The 19,904-nt window shown below is 72.9% G+C and carries 21 protein-coding genes; 6 read left to right on the top strand and 15 right to left on the bottom strand.

Features of this window, described 5'->3' with window-relative positions:
• The first annotated feature begins 2 nt into the window (after positions 1-2).
• The 4 genes from hemC to ACZ5NJ_RS17415 all read left to right on the top strand — a co-directional run bounded on the left by hemC (position 3) and on the right by ACZ5NJ_RS17415 (position 2,309).
• On the top strand, positions 3-941 hold the full coding sequence (hemC, locus tag ACZ5NJ_RS17400; protein WP_468765768.1) for a hydroxymethylbilane synthase: 939 nt from the start codon (positions 3-5) through the stop codon (positions 939-941).
• A 131-nt stretch (positions 942-1,072) separates the two neighbouring features.
• The gene (locus ACZ5NJ_RS17405; RefSeq protein WP_468765770.1) at positions 1,073-1,375 is read left to right on the top strand and encodes a hypothetical protein; all 303 of its coding nucleotides are present in this window, start codon (positions 1,073-1,075) and stop codon (positions 1,373-1,375) included.
• A 69-nt stretch (positions 1,376-1,444) separates the two neighbouring features.
• Entirely contained in the window at positions 1,445-1,882 is a 438-nt protein-coding gene (locus tag ACZ5NJ_RS17410) for a hypothetical protein (RefSeq protein WP_468765772.1), read from the top strand.
• 112 nt (positions 1,883-1,994) lie between these two features.
• Entirely contained in the window at positions 1,995-2,309 is a 315-nt protein-coding gene (locus ACZ5NJ_RS17415) for a hypothetical protein (protein ID WP_468765774.1), read from the top strand.
• 99 nt (positions 2,310-2,408) lie between these two features.
• On the opposite strand, the gene ACZ5NJ_RS17420 is transcribed toward ACZ5NJ_RS17415, so the two are convergent.
• The 8 genes from ACZ5NJ_RS17420 to ACZ5NJ_RS17455 form a co-directional block, all read right to left on the bottom strand.
• Positions 2,409-3,569: a helix-turn-helix domain-containing protein gene (locus tag ACZ5NJ_RS17420; RefSeq protein ID WP_468765776.1), complete on the bottom strand. Its 1,161-nt coding sequence runs from the start codon at positions 3,567-3,569 to the stop codon at positions 2,409-2,411.
• Positions 3,550-4,182 (bottom strand): hypothetical protein, encoded by a 633-nt coding sequence (locus tag ACZ5NJ_RS17425; RefSeq protein WP_468765778.1) that lies wholly within the window; start codon positions 4,180-4,182, stop codon positions 3,550-3,552. The genes ACZ5NJ_RS17420 and ACZ5NJ_RS17425 overlap by 20 nt, the downstream gene beginning before the upstream one ends.
• A gap of 178 nt (positions 4,183-4,360) precedes the next feature.
• Positions 4,361-5,347: a thiopeptide-type bacteriocin biosynthesis protein gene (locus tag ACZ5NJ_RS17430; RefSeq protein ID WP_468765780.1), complete on the bottom strand. Its 987-nt coding sequence runs from the start codon at positions 5,345-5,347 to the stop codon at positions 4,361-4,363.
• Between the two features lie 76 nt (positions 5,348-5,423).
• Positions 5,424-6,620, bottom strand: coding sequence for a lanthionine synthetase C family protein (locus ACZ5NJ_RS17435; RefSeq protein ID WP_468765782.1), 1,197 nt, complete (start codon positions 6,618-6,620; stop codon positions 5,424-5,426).
• Complete coding sequence (locus ACZ5NJ_RS17440; protein WP_468765784.1) at positions 6,617-9,580, bottom strand: lantibiotic dehydratase; 2,964 nt, start codon at positions 9,578-9,580, stop codon at positions 6,617-6,619. Before ACZ5NJ_RS17440 ends, ACZ5NJ_RS17435 begins: the two co-directional genes overlap by 4 nt.
• A gap of 136 nt (positions 9,581-9,716) precedes the next feature.
• A complete protein-coding gene (locus tag ACZ5NJ_RS17445) occupies positions 9,717-9,893 on the bottom strand; it encodes an FxLD family lanthipeptide (RefSeq protein ID WP_468765786.1) in 177 nt (58 codons plus the stop codon).
• A gap of 2 nt (positions 9,894-9,895) precedes the next feature.
• A complete protein-coding gene (gene fxlM / locus ACZ5NJ_RS17450) occupies positions 9,896-11,140 on the bottom strand; it encodes a methyltransferase, FxLD system (protein ID WP_468765788.1) in 1,245 nt (414 codons plus the stop codon).
• Positions 11,137-11,715: a hypothetical protein gene (locus ACZ5NJ_RS17455; RefSeq protein WP_468765790.1), complete on the bottom strand. Its 579-nt coding sequence runs from the start codon at positions 11,713-11,715 to the stop codon at positions 11,137-11,139. The genes fxlM and ACZ5NJ_RS17455 overlap by 4 nt, the downstream gene beginning before the upstream one ends.
• A 163-nt stretch (positions 11,716-11,878) precedes the next feature.
• Between ACZ5NJ_RS17455 and ACZ5NJ_RS17460 the strand changes: the two genes are divergently transcribed.
• Positions 11,879-13,261 carry a hypothetical protein gene (locus tag ACZ5NJ_RS17460; RefSeq protein ID WP_468765792.1) on the top strand — a complete coding sequence of 461 codons (1,383 nt, stop codon included), beginning with the start codon at positions 11,879-11,881 and terminating at the stop codon, positions 13,259-13,261.
• A 152-nt stretch (positions 13,262-13,413) separates the two neighbouring features.
• On the opposite strand, the gene ACZ5NJ_RS17465 is transcribed toward ACZ5NJ_RS17460, so the two are convergent.
• The 6 genes from ACZ5NJ_RS17465 to ACZ5NJ_RS17490 all read right to left on the bottom strand — a co-directional run bounded on the left by ACZ5NJ_RS17465 (position 13,414) and on the right by ACZ5NJ_RS17490 (position 16,662).
• Positions 13,414-14,262 (bottom strand): DUF5753 domain-containing protein, encoded by an 849-nt coding sequence (locus ACZ5NJ_RS17465; RefSeq protein WP_468765794.1) that lies wholly within the window; start codon positions 14,260-14,262, stop codon positions 13,414-13,416.
• Positions 14,263-14,276: 14 nt separating this feature from the next.
• The gene (locus ACZ5NJ_RS17470) at positions 14,277-14,807 is read right to left on the bottom strand and encodes a DUF6879 family protein (RefSeq protein ID WP_468765796.1); all 531 of its coding nucleotides are present in this window, start codon (positions 14,805-14,807) and stop codon (positions 14,277-14,279) included.
• A 373-nt stretch (positions 14,808-15,180) separates the two neighbouring features.
• The gene (locus ACZ5NJ_RS17475) at positions 15,181-15,411 is read right to left on the bottom strand and encodes a hypothetical protein (protein ID WP_468765798.1); all 231 of its coding nucleotides are present in this window, start codon (positions 15,409-15,411) and stop codon (positions 15,181-15,183) included.
• Positions 15,408-15,617 (bottom strand): hypothetical protein, encoded by a 210-nt coding sequence (locus tag ACZ5NJ_RS17480; RefSeq protein WP_468765800.1) that lies wholly within the window; start codon positions 15,615-15,617, stop codon positions 15,408-15,410. Before ACZ5NJ_RS17480 ends, ACZ5NJ_RS17475 begins: the two co-directional genes overlap by 4 nt.
• A gap of 307 nt (positions 15,618-15,924) precedes the next feature.
• The gene (locus tag ACZ5NJ_RS17485) at positions 15,925-16,239 is read right to left on the bottom strand and encodes an STAS domain-containing protein (protein WP_468765802.1); all 315 of its coding nucleotides are present in this window, start codon (positions 16,237-16,239) and stop codon (positions 15,925-15,927) included.
• Positions 16,240-16,263: 24 nt separating this feature from the next.
• The gene (locus ACZ5NJ_RS17490) at positions 16,264-16,662 is read right to left on the bottom strand and encodes a hypothetical protein (protein ID WP_468765804.1); all 399 of its coding nucleotides are present in this window, start codon (positions 16,660-16,662) and stop codon (positions 16,264-16,266) included.
• A gap of 175 nt (positions 16,663-16,837) precedes the next feature.
• On the opposite strand from ACZ5NJ_RS17490, the gene ACZ5NJ_RS17495 reads away from it, so the two are divergent.
• Positions 16,838-17,494: a recombinase family protein gene (locus tag ACZ5NJ_RS17495; RefSeq protein ID WP_468765806.1), complete on the top strand. Its 657-nt coding sequence runs from the start codon at positions 16,838-16,840 to the stop codon at positions 17,492-17,494.
• A gap of 123 nt (positions 17,495-17,617) precedes the next feature.
• Here ACZ5NJ_RS17495 and ACZ5NJ_RS17500 read toward each other — a convergent pair whose 3' ends face one another.
• Positions 17,618-19,891: a hypothetical protein gene (locus tag ACZ5NJ_RS17500; RefSeq protein ID WP_468765808.1), complete on the bottom strand. Its 2,274-nt coding sequence runs from the start codon at positions 19,889-19,891 to the stop codon at positions 17,618-17,620.
• Positions 19,892-19,904 lie beyond the last annotated feature (13 nt).

Genomic DNA, 19,904 nt, shown 5'->3' on the forward strand with positions numbered 1-19,904 from the left:
TGATGGACGAGCAGCGTGTGGTGCGGGTCGGCTCGCGGGCGAGCGCACTTGCGCGGGCCCAGGTGCGGGAGATGCTGGCTCAGTGGCAGCCGATGTTCCCCGGCGTCGTCTTCAAGCAGCAAATCATCCTGGAGGGTGGGGACCGGGACCGGTTGACGCCGACCCTGGCCGAGGTCGCCAAGACCTCCGGCGGCTCCGCGTTCTCCAGCAACCAGGAAGCCGCGCTCCTGGCGGGCGAGGTGGACGTGGTGGTCCACTCGCTCAAGGACCTGCCCACCGCATGCCCGCCGGGGCTAACGATGATGCGCACCCCCGGCCCGCGAGAGGACGTCCGCGACGCGCTGTGCGGACACACCCTGACCTCCCTGCCCGCCGGGGCGCGGGTCGGCACCGGGGCCCCGCGCCGGACCGCGCAGCTCCTCGCCCACCGCCCTGACCTCGAGGTGATTCCGATCCGGGGCAACGTCCCCGGACGTCTCGCCCGGCTGAAGGGCGCGGGGGCGTTGGACGCCGTGGTCCTGGCGGCGGCCGGGCTCCACCGCCTCGGGCTCCAGGATCAGATCAGCGAATATCTCGACCCCGAAGTCTTCCCCGCCTCCCCCGGGCAGGGCGCCCTCGGGATCCAGGTCCGTTCCGGCGGCTCCACGGCCCGGCTGCTGGCCGGGATCGGAGACCGGGTCGCGGACGCCCAGGTTCGCGCGGAGCGGGCGATGTTGGCGGAGCTGCACGGCGGCTGCTCGGTGCCGGTCGGCGCGTACGCGCATCTGTGTGAGGACGGGAGGCTGCGGCTCCTGGCGGCCGTGACCTCACTGCGCGGTGACCGGCAGGTCTCAGCGTCCAGGGTGGGGCCGGTGGACGAGCCGGAGAAGCTCGGTCTGGTCGTGGCGGCGGCCCTGATCGAGGCGGGCGCGGCGGAGATCCTGGCGGCGATCCGGAGCTGAGCCGGGGCGGTCACCGGCGGGGCCGGCGGGTGTGCTCGGGAGCACCTGCACCACCAGTGTTTCATGCGCGCAATACGCATATCTTTTGGAGTGTGGGGCGGAGACGCCGCCCCCGCCGAGAGGAGCCCGCGATGTCCATCGCCCCCACCGCCGAGAACATCAACGCCGACGGCACCTACGCCGAAGCCATGTACGACCTGGCCTTCGAGAAGACCGACCGACGCGGCAAGTACCGCGTCGTCCGGGGCTTGGGCGACCTCATCGGCTACGTCGAGCGCGAGAACAAAACCGCGATGTGGGCCACGCGTGACCGCGACGACCGGCTGTTCGGGCACTCCTGGGCCGCCCGGTTCACCGCCGCGCACATGCTCTCCCACCGCGTCCCCCTCACCGCCGACGCCGACCCCGAAGCCTTCCGCGTCACGGCCGCCTGACCCACCCACCCCCACCCGGCCCCGGCCCCGGCCCCGGCCCCGGCCGAACCAACCACCCTGGAGACCACGATGGCCCTGCGCGCCCGCAAGACGATGTCCCACCAGCTCACGATCTACATGCGGTACCGGGAGGACTACCGCAGCGAGTTCGGCGCGATGGAGGTGTGGCCGTCACTCAAGGCCGCGATGGACGAGGTCCAGAACCGGTCCGGCGCCCGCTCCGACTACAACGGCCGACCCTTCGGCCCGCCCCGCACCCGGTACCTGGACGAGTACGGGACGGCCGTCTACGAGGACGCCTCCTTCGAATCGTGCCTCACCGCCCAGGCCGAGGTCTGGATACGCCGCCGAGGCGAGAAGGCCCCGCACTGGAACGGGCTGGAGGAGACCAGCGAGACGCCGGTGGACGAGGTGTGGGTGCTCGGCCCGTCCGGCTCCCTGTGGCGTCGCGAGCTCGCGACGGGCAACGCCCAGGGCCGACACCACGAGTGGGCGGCCGCCGCGTGACCGGTCCGGCAGGTGGCGGGCAGCACCCGCGCCGGCGGTGTGCTGTCCAGCACCTGCCGCGGAGTCGATGCGCCGACGTCACGGCGCACCGGCCACCTGCGGGTGGACCGCCATGGCGAATGACGCGCTCTCGGCGGGCGAGCTCGAAGGCCACGACGAGCCGGATGTGCTCGCAGAGCAGCGGCTACTTCGGGAGGACGGCCCGCAGCACGCCCGGCACGTCAGCGGGATCGACCAGGACGAGCGCGATGGCACCCAGGACGAGGACGGGCAGGGTGCGGGCTGCCGACGTAAGCACGGCCGGGACGTCGGCAGTGTCCGCGCGGTGGAGGGCGTACCCGGCGAGGGCACCGAGGACGACGACAGCGAGCAGAACAAGCAGGAGCGAGGGCATACCCCCTGGCTCCGGTCGCGCGCCATTGCGTGACCCTGCTCCCCTGCGGCAGGTGATCGACAGCACGTCGGCCGGCCTACGTGCTGCGGGCCACACCCGTGGCCCGGGCGGCCGGGCGGCCGCCCGGCCGGGTCAGAGAACCTGAAGGCGCCCGGTTCTGCGACGGCGGTCACCGAGGCTGATGACGGGCGCAACCGCGCGGGGCGCCGGGTCGGCGGCCACGTCAGGGGCCAGCGACCTCATGAGCACGGGGTGAAGGCCGAGGTCTTCAGCGGCTTGCAGGAGCGACGGGGGCTCCCCGTACTTACGCCCCAGCATCGCCCGGACCAGCGTGGGCTGCTCTGGGTGCACCACGACGGGCTCGTTGGCCCTCCACCCCCGGGCACCAATCTGCTTGTACAAGCTCTCCTGCCGGGCGCGGTCGATGTAGCCGAGCTGGTGGGCGCGGTTTACGAGCGCCTGGATGGAGATGCCCCAGCGCTGCTTCAATGCCGCGAACTCCCGCAGCATCAGAGGGCCGCTGAATGCTTCCTCCGCACGCTCTCTCGGCAGGAGGAACGCACCCGCGAACCGGTGCGCTTCCGACTCCGCCTGTTTGGGGTCCAGACCGGTCTGGCGTGCGGGGTGCAGGACCAGGTGGCCGAGCTCGTGGGCGGTGGTGAAGCGCTGGCGGTCTCCGGGCCCGGCGCCGAAGTAGCTGATCAGGGCGGGCTCCCCCTGGCCTCGCCAGCACGAAGCGCCGGAGTGGCCGACCACGACCTCCTCCCCTTCTCCGCTGGCGTCCATGAGGAGCAGGGGGACGACGGGGATTCCGGCGCGCTCACACGCGCGGATGACGTGCCCGATGACCCCGTCCGGTGCGATACCGAGGGCGGCTCGGGTCTGCGCGGCGAGGTCTTCGATGCCGTCAGGAGTGAGGTCGCCTTCAGCACGTGGGAGCGCGGTGCGGCGCACCCGGGTCTCCGCCATGAGGCGTACTGCGACGCGGTACGCCTCCCTGACCGTCGACTCCACCCGGGCAACCTCTTTGGCGGACGCGCTGGCCTTCTTGCGGAAGGCCAGCGTGTCGGCGGGGAGGTCAGTGGGGTCCACGTCGAAGAACGACATGGGGGTGCCGGTGGCGGCGGCGATGCGCTCCAACACATCGCCACTGACCGGCTTGATGCCTTTTTGGATCTGCGAGATCAGCGGCTGTGACACTCCAGCTGCCTGCGCCAGTTCCCCCTGCGTGAGCCCCATGAGGAGTCTCAGGGTCCTGATGCGCTCGGCTGGATCATGCGCCACTTCCTTCACCCTCTTCGCGCTGGTCTTCTTCGAACTCGAAGGGCAGAGCCAAGCCCTTGTCGTCCGGTACGAACTCCCACCCGTGGAACGACTCAGTGTTCCTGGGGAGCTCGAAATCGAGGTCGAACTTCGGAGGCCGACCCGGCTTCCACTCCCCGATCGGGCGAACGATCCGCACTGAGATCTCGCCGCCCTCCTCGGGCGGGGAGAGCCACACGGCGAGGAGGTTGCTGCTCTGGACGCCGAATAGATCGACCGTTCGATTGTAGTAGTAGCTGATCCTCGCCTTGTTGCGGCCCGGGGCCGGGATCATGTCGTACGGGGTGGCGTGGAGCAGCCGCAGGGTCATCATCTCCCTGCGCAGGTGCAGGCGCCCGCTGGAGTTATGGATCGGCTCCCAGCCCCCGAGGTCGAAGCTGTCCTTGTGGCGGCGCTCGATGAAGCGGCGGGTGTGATCGCGGGCGAGGTCCGTGCGCCCCTTCGTGAACCCCTCGCCGGTCATCCCGGCCTCGTCGTAGTGGCCGTGAGCAGCCGTGTAGCCGTGATCGAGAGCTTCATACAGGGGACTGGCGAGGCCCTCGACGGCAGCCGTGATGAAGGAAGCATCCTCGGGTGTGAGCATGGCGGTTATTTTATAACCGCGAATCTCACACGATCAATGAGTCGGACCTGCCGAGTCGCCCAGAAGCCGGGCGCCCCCAGCTCAGACTGCCGGGAACTTCACCCGTCCGGGTCTTCGAAGTCGTGAGCCGGAGCACCCGGCCGGCAAAGGTGCTGGGCAGCACCTACCGCGGATCGAGTCAGGCCGCGCGCGTCGGGTGGAGAGGGTTCATCACGACGGCACGGGCGGCGTGGGACAGGACGGACTGGGCCCGGCCGGTCAGGCCGTGCCGGTTCCAGTGGAAGATCACGTGGTGGGCCAGGACCTCGCGGGGTCCGCGCTGGATAGCTCCGTCCTGGGCGGCGCCTCCGAGGGTCTGCCCGGCGGTAGTGAACGCGGCCAGCCACGGGGCAACGGATTCCATGCTGCCTCCGGGGGCCAGGAGGGGCCGGGTGTCGATGGCGAGCATCCGCCCCAGTCCCTCGCCCATCGTGGCCAGGTGATCGGCGGTGACGTCTTGGGGCAGGGGCCGCATCCGGGCCACCCGGTCCCATACGTCGCCTTGCTCGTGCCACTCCAGTCCGGCGCCCCGGAACAGCGCCATGCACAGCAGGATCGACATCTCGCGGCGCCCGAGACCGGCGGGCCAGCTGGCGCGGTCGAGGAAGTGGCGGCTGTCGGCGTGGAAGAGGCGGTGGGCGATGTCGATGCCGTCGGGCCCGCCGAAGGCGAGGACTTCCGGTTCGTAGACGGTGGGCCACCAGCGCCGGACTTCGCCGGACTGCACGAGGGTGCCCAGCAGTTCGGCGGCAGCCACGTGTAGGCGGGCCGGGTCGGTGCCGGGGGCGGGCAGGAGCCGCAGGCGCCAGCACGGGGCCTTGCGGATGAACCACCAGCCGCCCAGGAGCCCGGCGTCCTCCAGCATCCGCAGGCGGGGCGCCAGGTGGGCGGCGGCGGTGTCTTCGGCGCGGTCGAAGTCCGTGAACTCCAGCCGGACCTGGTGCCAGTCACGGCAGGCGGCCTGCTTGCCGAGGGCCGCCCCTCCGGCCGCCCGGTACAGCTCGATGGCGTCGGCGAGTTCGGCCGGGTCGATGCCGGTCCGGGTGGCGGTGACGTCGAGGGGCTGTCCGGACAGCACCGCGACGACGGCGAGTTCGGTCCGCTGGGGTACGGGCGGGGTGGTCATCGGGTGGTTCCTCTCCAGTCGAGGTGATGGTCAGCACGGGCGCCGGCGGGGGTGCTCTTGAGCACCTGCCGCGGGTTCAGTCGATGAGGAGGAAGGAGTCCCAGCCGGAGGCGGGCGCCCGGTCGCGGGTGAGGGTGGCCAGGGCGAGGGCCTGCCCGGCGGCTCCTTCGAGCAGGCCCGGTTCCTCGTGGGCGAGCTGGTGGGCGAGAGCGGCACCGGCGCGGCGGGCGGCGGCCGGTAGAGCGGGGGTGCGGGCGTCGCGGGCGGCCCGCCAGACGGTCTGGGCGAGTCCGGCGGTGCCATGGCACAGGCCGCCTTGGCCGATCCGCCGGATCTGCGCGGGGTCGGTAAGGCAGGCAGTCAGCACGTTCTCGGCGGCCTCCTGGCGGCGGGTGTCGCCGGTGGCGAGGGCAGCGAGCTGGAGGGCCCGCGTGATGCCCGGGGTGCCGTAGCACCACGACGGCCTTCCCGGGCCGGTCGCGTGCGTACGTCCCGCCGCCGCTTCCGGCCGGGTCACGGTCTCGGGCCACCACGGGCCCGCGTCCGCGTGCTGCTGCCAGCTCTCCAGCCAGCCGGTGACGGTGGCGATGGCCTCTTCCTGTCCGTCCACGACGGCTCCATGGCGGGCGGCCCGGGCGAGGAGGGCGAGGGGCCCGGTGATGCCGTGGGCCATCCCCAGGTTCGCGTGCCCTCCGGGGGTGTAGCGGCGCTGCGGGTCGTGGGCGCACCACCAGCCCGGCAGCGTCTCGCCCTGCACGGTCAGGGGTCGGGTCAGGGCGACGAGGTAGCCGAGAACTTCGGCGAGGGCGTCGTCGCCCGGCCGGTGGCGAAGGAGGTGCACCCCGATGCCGGTCAGGCCGTGCAGGAGGTCGTACTCGGCGAACGCCGGGAGCGTGCCAGAGCGGATGCGGGCGTGGGCGGCCTCGACCCGGCGGTGGGCAAGGGCTGCGGTCGCCGTGTCGAGGCGGGTGCGGGCTGCCTCGAAGCGGGGCTGCCCGTCGGCCCCCGCCGCGTGCAGGGCGAACGCGAGGGCTGGGGCCCCGTAGGCGAGGCAGCTGGTGTTGGCGGCGGAGATGTCGGTGCGGGTGGCCGCCTTCAGCCAGGCCGTCACCGGCTCCCATCCGGAAGCCTCGGTGAGGGCCTGCTCGATGTGCCACAGGGCGACCCCGGCCGGGCCCTTCACCAGGGACTGCCCTAGCTCCGGCCCGGCCTGCGGGTCGGGAGCGGCGAGACGGCGGCCGTAGCGGGTCTCGAGGATGGCGGCCGGGTTCATCGACGGGCCTTCTTGGGGTGGGTGTGCGGGAGGGCGAGGGTGCGGGCGAGGCGGTGGGTGGTGCGCTCGGGCCTGGGGCCGCCGCCGAGTGCGCGGACGTGGTGGAGGTGCAGGAGCGAGCGCAGGACGGTCATCGGCTCCTCGCGCTGGGCGGCCAGGGCGTCCCGGTAGGCGGCGAGGGCGACGGCTCGGGCCTGCCACGCCCCAGCCAGGTCCCGGCCGCGCACTTCGTTGCGCCACGGGGTGGCGGGGTCGGCGAGGGCCAGGGCTCGGCGGGCCAGGTCGCCGTCCGGGCTGTCGGCGACCTCGCGCGGCAGGTCGGCCAGCCAGGCCCAGCCGTCTGCCGGTGTGGGGGCGAAGGCGGTGGCGAGATCGGCGAGGGAGGCGGCGGTGAGGGCTTCGGTCGGGGTGCCACTGTGCGCTGCATACGTGATCTGTGCGAGGGCGGCCAAGGTGTCGGCGGCGAAGACCCGCTCGGCGGCCTCCCGGGCCGGGCCGTGGCCGTAGCGGCCGTTCTGCGGCTGGTGGGTGGCCAGGTCCATACGGGCGAGGAGACCAAGGCGGCGGAGCTCGTCTGCCCAGTCCCCGAGGCGTTCGGCCGTCGGCCCGTACTCGGCCGGATCGGCCAGCCGCAGGACGAGGGTCAGGTGACGGGCCCGGTCGGGGTGGGCGCTGTCATGGTGGCGGACGAACCACCACACCGGGGTCGGACTCCGCCCGGCAAGGAGGCCGGGCAGGTGTCCGGTCAGGATCTCGTCCTGCCTGGCCGGGTGTCCGTGGAGGTGGGCCGCCAGCATCCGGGACACTCCGGGCAGCTCCGGGACCGCCGCCGCCACAAGGGCCCCGGACGGGCTCTGGGTGGGGTGGGTGGAGTGCAGGACGGTCAGGAACTCGTGGGCGCGGCCCATGAAGCAGCCCGCGGAAGGTGACGTGGAGCCTGCGGCTGGCGCAGGTGCTTCACGCACTTCCACCTCCCGTCCTCGGGCGAGGCGGGCGCGCAGGAGTTCGCGGTGGAGCGGCGCCGCCAGGTCCAGCGGGAGCCGCATCTCCGTCTCGACGAGCACCACGCGGGCCGGGACGCCCTGGCGCTTCCGCCACTCGGCCAACGCCTCCTCCCACACGGCCCGGTCCGCACCTGGGCCGGGTAACGCGGTGGTGGGCAGGAGCCAGCGGGCCGGGGCCAGGACGGTCCGGCCGTGGCGGAGCCGGGGCAGGTAGGGCATCCGGGAGGCGGCGCCCCAGTCAGGCAGCCTCCATGCGGTGCGGCGGGCTCCGGCGACTTCGGCGAGGAAGCGGGCCAGCGGCGGGGTCAGCACGCGCGGCTCAAGGGCGTGCAGGACGCGCGGCTCCACGCTCTGCCCGGTTGAGGCCCGTACGAGGTGGAGGTGGTGGGCGTCGGCGGTGACGGCCAGGTCATCGAGGCCGATCGAGCCGGGCCGGTCGGCGGGCCAGCCCAGGGAAATGGAGTGGTCCAGGAGGTGGGGGGTGCGGGAGACGTTGGCGCTGTGGCGGCGGCGGGCTGGGAAGTCGATCTGTGCGGGCAGGGGGCCCGATGGTCCGGCGAGGGCCGTGGTCCAGGTCTTGGCGTCGGACGGGGGCAGGAGGTCGGCGAAGCGTCCGGCCATGGAGGAGGAGGGCCGGGCTGCCGATGTCAGCCACAGCTCGAACCGTCCCCGGCGGACGGCCTGCGCGTCGGCGGCGTGGAGCTGGAACGCGAGCTCGACGGTGGGCGGCGGAGCCAGGTCGGCGGTGACGGCCAGGCGGGCGAGGTCGTCTTCGGTGAGGACCACCTCGCGGGCCCCGTCGAGGGCAGCCTGCTGGGCGAGGGCGGTGAATGCCTCGTCGCGTGCGGACAGCAGCCGGGCTGGGGCCGGGCGGTCGGCCCCGAGGTAGCCGGGCGGGAAGCCGAGGCCGTCGTCCCCGACCAGCTCGGCGAGCGGGACAGCCGTGCCGACGCCGTACGTCTGCCGGAACCGCTGGTGGAAGTCCCGCCAGGCCGGGACCCCGGAGGGGTGCGGGGAGAGCCGCAGGAGGACCGTGGCGGCCGATTCTGCTTCGGTCAGGACGGCCTCGGGCACGGTGATCTCGGCGTCGAGGACCGTGTCCGGCCAGGCCGGCGAGGTGCTGCCGGTCACCCGCCCGGTGGGGGTGAGGGTGGGACCTACGGGCGCCGTGCGGGTCGCGGCCCGCAGCACCCCCACGGGGTCCGGGGTGGTGGTTATGGCATCTAGCTCCGACAGGAGCAGTCCGTGGGCGAGGAGCTGGGCGAGCATCGCGCGCACGGTGGCGGTGTCGGCGTGCGGGAAGGCGTTGGCCACAGCTTTGGCGACGGCCGGGAACGGGGCCGGGGTGCGGGCGGCGTCCATGGCGGTGCGGACGGGGCCGTTGGCCGTGACGGAGACTTCCAGCGGCGCCAGGCCCTCGGGCGGGGTCCGGCCCGGAGCGACCAGACGCCCGCCGCGCAGGGCGGCGGCCGGGTTGGCCATGACGGCCAGGGTCTCCAGGACGGTGGGGTCGGCGGTGAGCTGGTCGGCGACCGCTCCCAGCCACGTGGCGTCCGGCCGTAGCACCGCGCGGTGCCGCGTGCCCCATACGGCTTCGGGCTGGGGGCCGATGGTGGCCGGGGCGATACCGGCGAAGTGCCCGAAGGGGGTGGCTCGGCCTTCCCAGCGCAGGAGGTAGGCGGCGGTTGAGTGGACGAGCCGCCGCACCTGCCGCAGCTCTGGGGAGGGTGCGGCAAGGGTGGCGGCGGTCTGGTCGGCCAGGGTGGGGCTGGCGGCCTCCAAGGCCCGCCCGGTGCCGGGGTGCTCCCACACGGCGGCGAGCCAGGCCCGGCCGCGCTCGGCGGCATCAGGACCGGTGAGGTCGACGTCCACGGTCGGGACGCCGTACCCGGGCCGGGTGGTGGCCCGCACCATCAGTGCCCCGGTGTGCCGGTAGAGCCGTGCCCCGCGTGCCATGCCCGCCCCCTTGTTACGTCGTGTCGTGGTGCCGCCGGGCGCACGAGGGGTGCGCCCGGCGGCAGGTGGTGTTCGTCAGGTGAGGTGGAGCACCGCGGCCGGCCACAGGCTCTGCCTCACCTTCGCGGCGCTCCGGTCAGGAGGGGTCGCTGACGTTGGAGCTGCACGCGGTGTTGGAGCCGCCGCAGGAGGAGCCGCAGCCGTCGTCGGTGGACCGCAGGAGACCCGCGACGGGGGCGGCGGCCTCCACCACCCGTACGTCGAGGTTGAACTCGCCGAGGCTGGTGGTGGCCTGCTCGATCTTCTGGGACATGGTCAGTTCTCCTTGTCATCGGTGGTGCGGTGGTCGGCCTGGCCCCCGTAGGGCCAGGAGATGACGATGCGGCGGTGCCGCTTGGTGATGACCCGCCCGGCGGGCAGGTCGGTCTCGGGGGTGGTGATCGGGTAGGCGTAGATCACCGGCTCGCTCGCACGGTGGTCCCGGTCCCAGGTGCGGATCTCCGCCATCAGGGCCTGGGCCACGGCTTCGGCGCGGGGCCCGTAGCCGTGGACACCGAACTCGGCCCGGTCTCCTTCACGGCGGATGCTCAGGTAGGCCAGGGAGTCGCCGTCGAGGAGGGCGAGGCACGCCTGCTTGTTCTGGGGGGCGACGAGGCCGGTGTCCAGGTCGGTGTCCACGGACATGAGGCAGAAGCCGTCCAGGGCGGTCGCCAGCCACATCTGGAGGCCGGTGAACGGCTCGGTGCGGGCGACGGTGACGCCCGACCATGCCTCGACGCGGTCGGTGTCGAAGACGCCGTCGAGGGCTTCGGGGTCGGCGGGCCAACCGTCATCGAAGCGGAGTCCGATCTCCTTGCCGCGCAGCAGTAGCAGCCGCTCCTCGTGCCCGCCCTCGCCCTGAGCGTTGACGAACCCGCAGACCTCCGCCGACCGAGAGACGAGCCGGTCTCCGTCCCTGTCGAAGGCGATGGAGCGGGTCAGGCCGCGCATCCGCAGCGGGACGACCAGGCGGCCGTCCTTCGCCAGGTCATCGGTCCAGGCCGGGGGGATGTCCCAGGCTCCGAAGGTAACCATCAGGACGTCCAGCGGCGCGTAGTCGGACAGGCCCCGCTCGCCGTCGGCGAGGACGACCCGGACGTGCCCGTAGCCGTTGGCATCCAGCAGGCGGCGGGCCCGGTCGGTGACCTCCTGGTCGATATCACCGGTGACCACGACCCCGTCGGGCCCGACGATCTCGGCCATCAGGGCCGCGTTGTAGCCACCGGAGCCGAGTTCACCGGCCCGCATACGGGGCCTGAGTTCGGCCTGCTCCAGCATCATCGACTGGATGTAGGGCGCGGACACGGAGCTGATGGTGAGGCCGTGCTCGTTCCTCTTCGTCGGCACGGCGAGGTCCCACACGTACGCCCGCTCCGGAGTGACCTCCGGGGCGAAGGCATGGCGGTGTACCGCCTCGAACGCGGCCAGCACCGCCGGGGTGACGATGTGGTCGCCGTTGACCATGGCGGTCGTCATCTCGCGCCGCAGGCCTTCGGCGTGCTCGTCCGTCGTGATGCTCAACGCTCGTCTTCCTTCTGTCGTACGACATGGGGGCACGGGCCCGTGCCCCCATGTCCCGTCCCGGGAACCGGGGCGGGGGTCGGGGTGCCGGCGCAGGTGCTGTGGAGCACCTGCCGCGGCCGGGTGGAGTCCCCGGGACCGGCCGCCGTGGGGGCAAGGCCGGGCCCGGGGCGCCAGGCGGCCTGGCGGGCGTCGGGCGCCCTGGGAGCGGCGGCGTACCGGGCCAGGTGCTGGGCAAGCTTGGCGAGCAGGCGCAGGCAGGCGACCGGGTCCCCGCCGGTGGCGGCGGACAGGTTCCGGGCGTACCGGACGGTGTCCAGCGCGACGTCCCGTGCTCGGTCGTCGGGCAGCTGCTCGGCGTAGCGCTGGGCCGGGTCGGCGAGAGCGGCGATGTGGGCACGGAGTCGGGTGCGGACCTGCGCAGCCGCCGCCCCGTTCGAAGCGTGCTCGGCGAGCTGCAGGGCCAGTTCGACATCTTCGGACACGTCCCCGGGGGTGAGGGGAAGCACCTGCGCCGGCAGGGTGATCGGCGTCCTGAGCAGGGCAGGGAGGGGAGGTGTCGTCACGCTGGTCATTCGCTGGCTCCTGTCCACGGGGTGTTCCGGTCGAGAGCAGCACCGAGAAGGCCGCTTGGCGGCCGTCCTTTCGGGCTTGACGGCTATTCAACTCACGGTGACCGGCCGGGGGTACCGTGTAGCCGAGGGCAAGCGGTATATCGGGTATACGGGCAGGTGCTTCATGAGCGCGCGCACACCGAACGACCGTCTCCGCGACCTGATCGCGGAGTCCGGGCTGACCTACGAGGCCGTCGCGAAGGCCGTCCGGGCCGTGGCCGCCGAGTGCGGGACGGCCCTGCGGACCAACAAGTCCGCCGTGGACCATTGGGTGCAGGGCGCCCGACCACAGGCGGAGACCGCCCGCTACCTCGCGGTCGCGCTCTCGCGCCGATTAGGGCGGCTGCTGACACCGGCAGACCTGGGCCTGACCTCCTCCGATCCGGAGGGCCATGACAGCATCGGGCTCAACCTGGGGGGTGATCCGCTCGACTCCCTGATCCCGATGTGGAGGGCCGAGTTGGACCGCAGACGATTCCTCGCCACCTCCGCCTACTCCGTGGCCGCCGCCGCCCTCCCCCTGGCCCACGTCCGCGACATCGCCGCCCGCACCGCCGCCGCCCGCACCGGAAGCCACGTCATCGGCATGGCCGAGGTGAACGCCGTCCGAGACATGGTCGGCATGTTCTCCGAGATGGACGAACGCCACGGCGGCCAGCACGGACGCTCCGCCCTGGTCACCTACCTCCGCGACGACGTCGCCCCCCTTATCCGGGGCCGCTTCCGCAGCGAGGACATCCGCGCGCAGATGCTGTCGGCCGCGAGCCGGGGCGTGCACTTGCTCGGCTGGAAGTCCTACGACGCCGGACAGCAGGGCCTCGCCCAGCGCTACTACCTCCAGAGCTACGGCCTCGCCGTCGAGTCCGGCCTGCGCGGCCATGACGGGTTCGTGATGCGCACCATGGCCATGCAAGGCCTCAAGCTGCACCGGCCCGAACACTGCCAAGGCCTCGCCGAGACCGGCCTGAACCGGGCCAAGGGCCGCGTCGACGCCCAGACCGAAGCGCTCTTCCGCGTCGTCCACGCCCACACCCTGGCCAAGACCGGCGCTCGCACAGCGGCGCTTACCGAAGTCGCTCAGGCCCGCACCCTGCTGGAGCAGGGCAGCGAGCGCGGGGACGAGATGCCGTTCTGGGGCCTGGCGTGGGGCCCGGCCGCGCCGTCGGTGTTCTCCCGCACGGCGAAGGTCTTCGAGACGCTGGGGGACCACCAGGCCGCCGCCGCCGAGTACCTGCATGCCGCCTCCACCCGGCCCGCTGGAACCTACGCGCGGATCGTCTCCCTGGACCTCGTCGCCGGGGCGGAGATACACCTCAAGCGCGGGCGCATCGAGCAGGCGTGCGCTACGTACGGGGAGGCCATGGACCACATGGACGGCGTCCGCTCCGTACGGACCCGCAAGGCCGTCAAGACCATGCGCGCTGACCTCGCCCCGTTCCGGACACGCGGCCTCCGGTGCGCGTCCGAGCTGGACGAGCGGGCCGTCGACTTCCTCGCCACGGCGTAAGAGGTGATGCACAGCACCGCGGCCGGCGGCGGGCTGCGTGGGCGCGCTCATCAAGGGGCCTCCCCGGTATGCGGAGTCAGTGTTCCCGACACCAACGACGCTAGGGATCCCCGCATCGGGCCCTCAACGGTTTTGCGGGTTTTTGCGGACGACTAGGCGCACGCGGCACGGGCCCGGGTGATCCGGGCACGCGCCGCAGGACCGTAAGCGGCGACAGCAGAGAGCTGGGCGAAGGCCCGCTCGTAGACCGCGATCTCCCCGGGGGCGGTGATGCTGACCCGCGCCGACAGCAGCTCGATGCCGACCTGGACGGTGTCGTACACGGTGAACGACTCCGTGGACCACAGGGGCCGGGCAGCCCCAGCCGGGACGATCCCGAGGGACACCTGCGGCAGGTCGGCCACTTCCAGCAGCTGATCGAGCTGTCCGGCGGTGGTCGCCGCGTCCGCTACACCGGGCCGCAGTACGGACTCCTCCAGGAGGAACGCGAAGGTGCGCCCCCGCTTTCGCAGGACCCGGGAGCGGGCCAGACGGGCGCGGGCGGCGGAGTCCACGTTGGTGTCCGGGCTGCCGTGGAAGGTGCCGTACGCGGTGATCACGGCGGCGGCGTAGTCGTGGGTCTGGAGCAGGCCGGGGACGACGTGCGAGCAGTAGACGCGGAACGAGCGGGTGCGGTCCAGGAGCGGGACGATCTCGTTCTGCAGCCGGGTCAGCCCGGCCCGGTTCAGGCGCTTCCACTCCACGTACATGGAGTTCGCGGAACGGGCGGCTGCGATCAGATCGGCCTCCTGGTCCTCGGCGCCGCAGGCCGCGCACCACAGCCGGATGTCGGCATCCGAGGGGGCCGCCTTGCCGTGCTCGATCCGGGACGTCTTCGCCCCGTTCCACCCGCACCGCACCGACAGCTCACCCCCGGCCAGGCCCGCGTCCAGGCGCAGGTGCCGAAGCCGCAGCGCGAGCGCGGCACGGGCTTCCTGAGCACTGGACAGGGGCGAGGACATCGCTAGGCCGTCGGTCAGGGCTTGTACTCGGCCAGGGGCGTGGCGCGCTCCCACACGGCGGTGAACGCGGACGCGCACAGGGCGGCCGTGGTCGGGTCGTCCGACATCTCGCCGCCGGTCGGGGCGCCGTTGCCGGAGAAGTGGTTCCACCGGATCAGACGGCCGTCGATCAGCCAGAAGTCGTTCCCCGGCAGAGCGATGTCGGACGCCCGGCGGCGCGACAGGTACCGGACCTCCTCGCCAGCCAGCTCGTTGACGGCTGCCCCCGCCAGCCCGTACCGGGCGTAGTCCGACAGCGGCTCGGACACGACCCGGGCCCGCCGCACGATCACGCCCCGGGCAACGGTGCGCCGCACCAACCCCACCCAGAAGCTCCAGTACTCCGACTCCGGGTCCATCTCCCGCTCTCCGGTCTCCAACCAGGTCGCGAACCCGGGCGACTCGGCGGGCACCCCGTAGGCATCACGCATCTCAAGGTGGAGGGCGGAGACGCGGGCACCGTCGAAGAGTTCGTCAAAGCCCGGGACGACGTCGGTCTGCGTCATCGCACGCCTCCTTCAAGAGCTTCCTCAGCGAGGCCGGGACACGGACAACTGCCTCGGAGTCGGGGATGTCCCCACTCTTTCGGCACTCGGCCTGTTCCGCCTCGGTCGTCTTCCAGCCCTGCACGAGCAGGTCACCGGTGTCCTCGTCCACCCACACCGACGGGCACTGCCCGGTGTCGCTGTTCGGGTCCTTACCTACGAACCGTAGTGCCATGGCTGCCTCCAACATCACGTTGTTTGCGCGAAATTGCACGCCACGTCCACCCAACAGCGATAGCAGTGGCTGGTCCAGACAGGTACCGGCCTTGCTCCGCCCTGCGACAGGTGACGAGGAGCACGGGCGCCGGCACCCGTGCTGCCCGTCACCTCGGCGTCAGACGATGAAGAAGCCCACGCCGTTCTCTGACCGGATCGCGCCCAGCTCCTTCAAGTCCTCCTGGGCGTTGCGCATGGTGCGCTGGGAGCACCGGTACCGGCGGGCCAGCTGCGCGGCCGACCCGATCTGCTTGCCCGAGGCCTTCGGACCGAGAGCCAAGATCTCGTCCAACAGCTGCTCGGCGACGCGGGCCCGCGAAGCCCGGGGCTTTCGTACGAGGATGCTCATCGGCCCAGCTCCCCGGGCCAGTCCTGGACGCGGCGCAGGGTGTCGCCCCGGCCGACCCGGTAGACGGCCAGGACGCCGTGGATGTTGCCGAGAACGATGTACGAGCGGCCGCGTGCTTCGGCCGGTCCCGAGATCCAGGAGGCTGGCTGATCGGTGCCGCCGGAGCGGAAGTAGGCGCGCATGGCGCGCAAGGTCAGATCACACATGGGGATTCCCTGGAGGTCGCAAACGAGACGATCCCCGGGCGGGGTTCGCCGAGCTGCGACCGGGCCCCCACAGCAGACATGAATGGGGGCAGGATCCGGTCGTTGGGGCGATCCGATGCCGCCCCACCCTGAGGAGACCAGCCAGGCCGCCAGCACGAGTGCGAGGCCATGGGGTCTGCTGCGCCGCACACGCTACCGACACGGCGACCGGCCCGGCTACGCCCCTCACCCGTACGGCCCTACCCGTGGCAGGTGACCGGCAGCACCTCCGCCGGCGCGGGTGCTCCCCGTCACCTCGGCCGGTTGGCTACGCGGCGTCGGCGGCGGTCGCTGCCTGCGCCGTCGGGAAGAGCGGCAGGATCTGGTCGGCGCCGGTCATCTCCAGGAGCCGGAGCAGCTGGTGCTGCGGCGCCGCGATCCGCAGCTCGGCGCTCTGGTGGACGCGCAGCAGCATGTTCAGGACGGAGGAGTCGGCGAACGACATGTCGGAGGCGTCGAGGACGACCACGAGGTGGGAGGCGGCGGCCTCCATCAGGGCGCGGTCGGTCGGCCCGAGGGTGTCGGTGTCCAGCTCGCCGTGCGCGGCGATCACGGCGGGTGTGCTTGATCGCTTGTCGTCCATGGCCCCAGGATGCCTGGGAACTCCCTAGGGGAGGAAGTGCGCGCAGTGCTTACAGCGCCGCTTGGCGGCGGTCGAAAGGTTGCCGTCCGAGGCGTGCAGGGGTGTCTGCTCACTGATGCTGGCCCACTGTCCGGCCAACGGGTCCGGGACCCAGCCCCACCCGGCGGCTTCGAGGTCGCCGTCCACGTTGTGGTTGCAGCCGTCTTCGACGTGCCCGTAGCCGGTCGGCGAGATCAGAATGCGGCTCAGGACGAAGCCCACCGGCGCCCGCGTGTCGTCCACGGTCACTCCGCAGCAGCACCCTTCACCGACGATCAGATAGCAGTCATCACAACGCTTCACGTTCACCACCACATGTTGCACACGGCGTTCCACGCGGCAGGTGACGATGAGCACCTGCGCCGGCGCCGTGCTGAGCGTCACCTCGCCCCGGAGCCACCGCCCCGCTCGTCAGAAAACGATTGTTTTTTGACGATGCGCGGGACAGGTCGGCCGAACCGGGCGGATCGGGGCATCCGATCGTCAGAAACCTATTCAGAAACCCATGGGCCGTCAGATAGGTTCGGAGTACCGTTTCCTGACGATCGAGAGGCTCCCTGTGGCCATCCTGCATGCCGACGACATCGACATCGAGGACCTCCTGCGGCCCTTCGAGTTCGGCGGCCACCTCTACGGCTATGCCCGCGTCTCCACCCGCAGCCAGAGCCTCGACCGGCAGACCGACGCCCTCACCCGCGCCGGGTGCGAGCGGGTCTTCGTCGACAAGAAGACCGGCGCCAACGCCCAGCGTCCCGAGCTCAAGGCGCTCCAGGCTGTCCTGCTGCCCCGGGACACCGTGGCCGTCACCGACCTGTCCCGCCTCGGCCGGTCGCTCAAGGACCTCGTCACCATCGTCGGAGACTTCCGCGCCCAGGGCGTCGGCTTCTGCTCCTTGAAGGAGAAGCTGGACACCACCACCCCCGGCGGCCGCCTCGTCTTCCACGTCTTCGCCGCGTTGGCGGAGTTCATCCGGGAGATCATCGTGGAGGCCACCCGCGAGGGCCTGGACGCCGCCCGCGAACGCGGCCGGGTCGGCGGCCGCCCCCGCAAGATGGACGACGAGCTGATCCGCAAAGCCCGCCTCCTGCTCCCGGACCCGGACAGCAGCATCGCTTCGATCGCCGAACTCCTCGGCGTCAGCCCCGGCACCCTCTACAACCGCATCCCCGACCTCGCCGAACTCCGCGCCTCCGGGCGCGAGCAGGTCACCGCGTGAGGTGACGGCGAGCACGTCCGCCGGCGAGGTGCTCTCCAGCACCCGCCGCGGGCGCGTAAACGGGGACCGCGTGCCACGACTTCTCGGGGACGCCGTGGCACGCGGTTGTTTGTGCGGGGTGGGTCAGCCGACGGGCATGCACACCGCGTACGGGGTGCCGCCGTCACTGGCGGAGAGGCTGGTGTTCTTCAGCTTCGTGGTCCAGGTGCGGCCGTCCTCGCTGGGGTATGACGCGTAGACGAACGAGGTCACGCTGTCGTCCTGGTCGAAGCCGCCACCAGTGACCGTGGTCCCGGCCGGGCAGGTCGCGGTCGCCGTGGCGGTGGAGTTCGGGCGGATGGTGACGTCCGCACCCTTGACGATCCGGCTGGGCCGGGCGACGCCGTCCTTGCCCGCAGCGCCGGTGTCGCCCTTGGCTCCGGCCGGTCCCTGCGCGCCTGCCGTGCCGGTCTCGCCCTGCGGTCCGCGCTCGCCCCGGTCGCCCTTGGCCCCGGCAGGGCCCTGCGCGCCGGTCTCGCCCTGGTCGCCCTTGGGACCGACCGGGCCGGTGTCGCCCTTGGGTCCCGCTACGCCCTGGGTGCCTGCGGCTCCGGTGTCGCCCCGGTCGCCCTGGTCGCCCTTGGGTCCGGCAACGCCGGTGTCTCCCTTGGTGCCCTGTGGGCCTGCGGGTCCGGCGGGGCCGCTGTCCCCGCGCTCGCCGCGCTGTCCGGACGGTCCTGCGGGACCGGCTTCGCCCCGGTCGCCCTTGGCACCGGCCGGTCCGGCCTGACCGGTCTCTCCCCGGTCGCCCTTGGCACCCGGGGCGCCATCGGCTCCGTTCGTTCCCGGATCGCCCTTGGCGCCGTCGGCTCCGGTGTCTCCCCGGTCGCCCTTGGGTCCGGCGGGGCCGCGCTCGCCGCTGTCGCCCTTCTCACCTGCGGGGCCGCGTTCACCGGCGTCGCCCTTCGGGCCCACCGCTCCGTCACGACCGTTGGCTCCGGCCGGTCCGCGCTCGCCGCTCTCGCCCCGGGCGCCAGCGGCTCCGGCCGGGCCCGCATCGCCCTTGGCGCCGGGCGCACCGTCGCGTCCGTCGGTGCCCTTGGCCCCGGCCGGGCCGGGCTCGCCCTGCGCACCGGGGGCGCCGTCGCGTCCGTCACGGCCGTTGGCCCCGGGTGCACCGTCGCGGCCGTCGGCTCCCGGCTGGCCGGGAGTCCCGTCCCGCCCGGCATCGCCCTTGGGCCCGGCCGGGCCCCGCTCACCACCAGGACCAGCCGGTCCCGCCGGGCCCTGCTCGCCGGTGTCGCCCTTGACGCCGGTGGTGCCGGGCTCGCCCTTGGCACCGGCCGGTCCGGGAGCGCCGTCCCGGCCCTGCTCACCCTGCGGGCCCGCCGGGCCAGCAGTGCCCTGGGGTCCCGCCGAACCGGGGTCGCCCTTGGCCCCGGCCGGGCCGCGCTCGCCCGCATCACCCTTCGGCCCGGCCGCACCGGTGTCACCGTCACGCCCGGCCGCCCCTTGGGGTCCGGCCGGTCCGCGCTCGCCTTGGATGCCCTGCGGTCCCGCGACCCCGGGGGCGCCGTCCGTCCCGCGTGCACCGGCGGGTCCGGCCACTCCCTGCGGTCCGGCCGGGCCGCGCTCACCGGCAGGCCCCTGGATGCCCGGGGCACCGTCCTGGCCCCGGCCACCGGCAGGGCCCTGGGGTCCTACGGGGCCGTCGGCTCCGTTCATCCCCGGATCACCCTTGGGGCCGCGCTCGCCCGCAGGCCCCTGGCCGCCCGGGGTGCCGTCCTGGCCGGAAGGCCCTGCCGGACCCTGCGGGCCTGCCGGGCCTCTCTGGCCGTCGGCGCCGTTCGCCCCCGCATCGCCCTTGGGGCCGCGCTCACCGGCCGGGCCCTGGGCGCCGGGGGCGCCGTCCTGGCCGCGTTCGCCACGGGGCCCGGCCGGGCCCTGCGGTCCGACCGGGCCGGGAAGGCCGTCGGTGCCGTCGCGGCCGTCGCGGCCGGGTTCGCCCTGCGGTCCGGCCGGGCCGCGCTCGCCCGGGTCTCCCTTGTCGCCCTTGGGGCCGGGCGTGCCCTTGCCGTGACCGCCGTCGCCGTCAGCGCACCAGCGCACGTCGCTCTTGTTGATCACGTAGCGGGCGGCCATCCAGCCCTCGCGGTCTGCGAGCCGGTACCAGATCGAGTTCCCGTCGACGTTCTGGCCGCGCACTTTGCACTTCAAGCGGACGTGGGCGCCCGGCTTGTACTCGCCGAGCTTGCGGCCCGATTCGGCCGGGCCGCTGCGGACGAACTGCCCGATCCGGGAGATGACCTTGCCGTCCGCAGACCCACCGGACGAGGTCGCGGCGAGCGCGGAGGGGCCGCACACCCCCACGGACACGACGATGGCCACCGACACGGCCCGGGTGCTGGCCCGACGCACAGCACCACTCTCA

This window comes from Streptomyces sp. NPDC032091 (assembly GCF_055580265.1).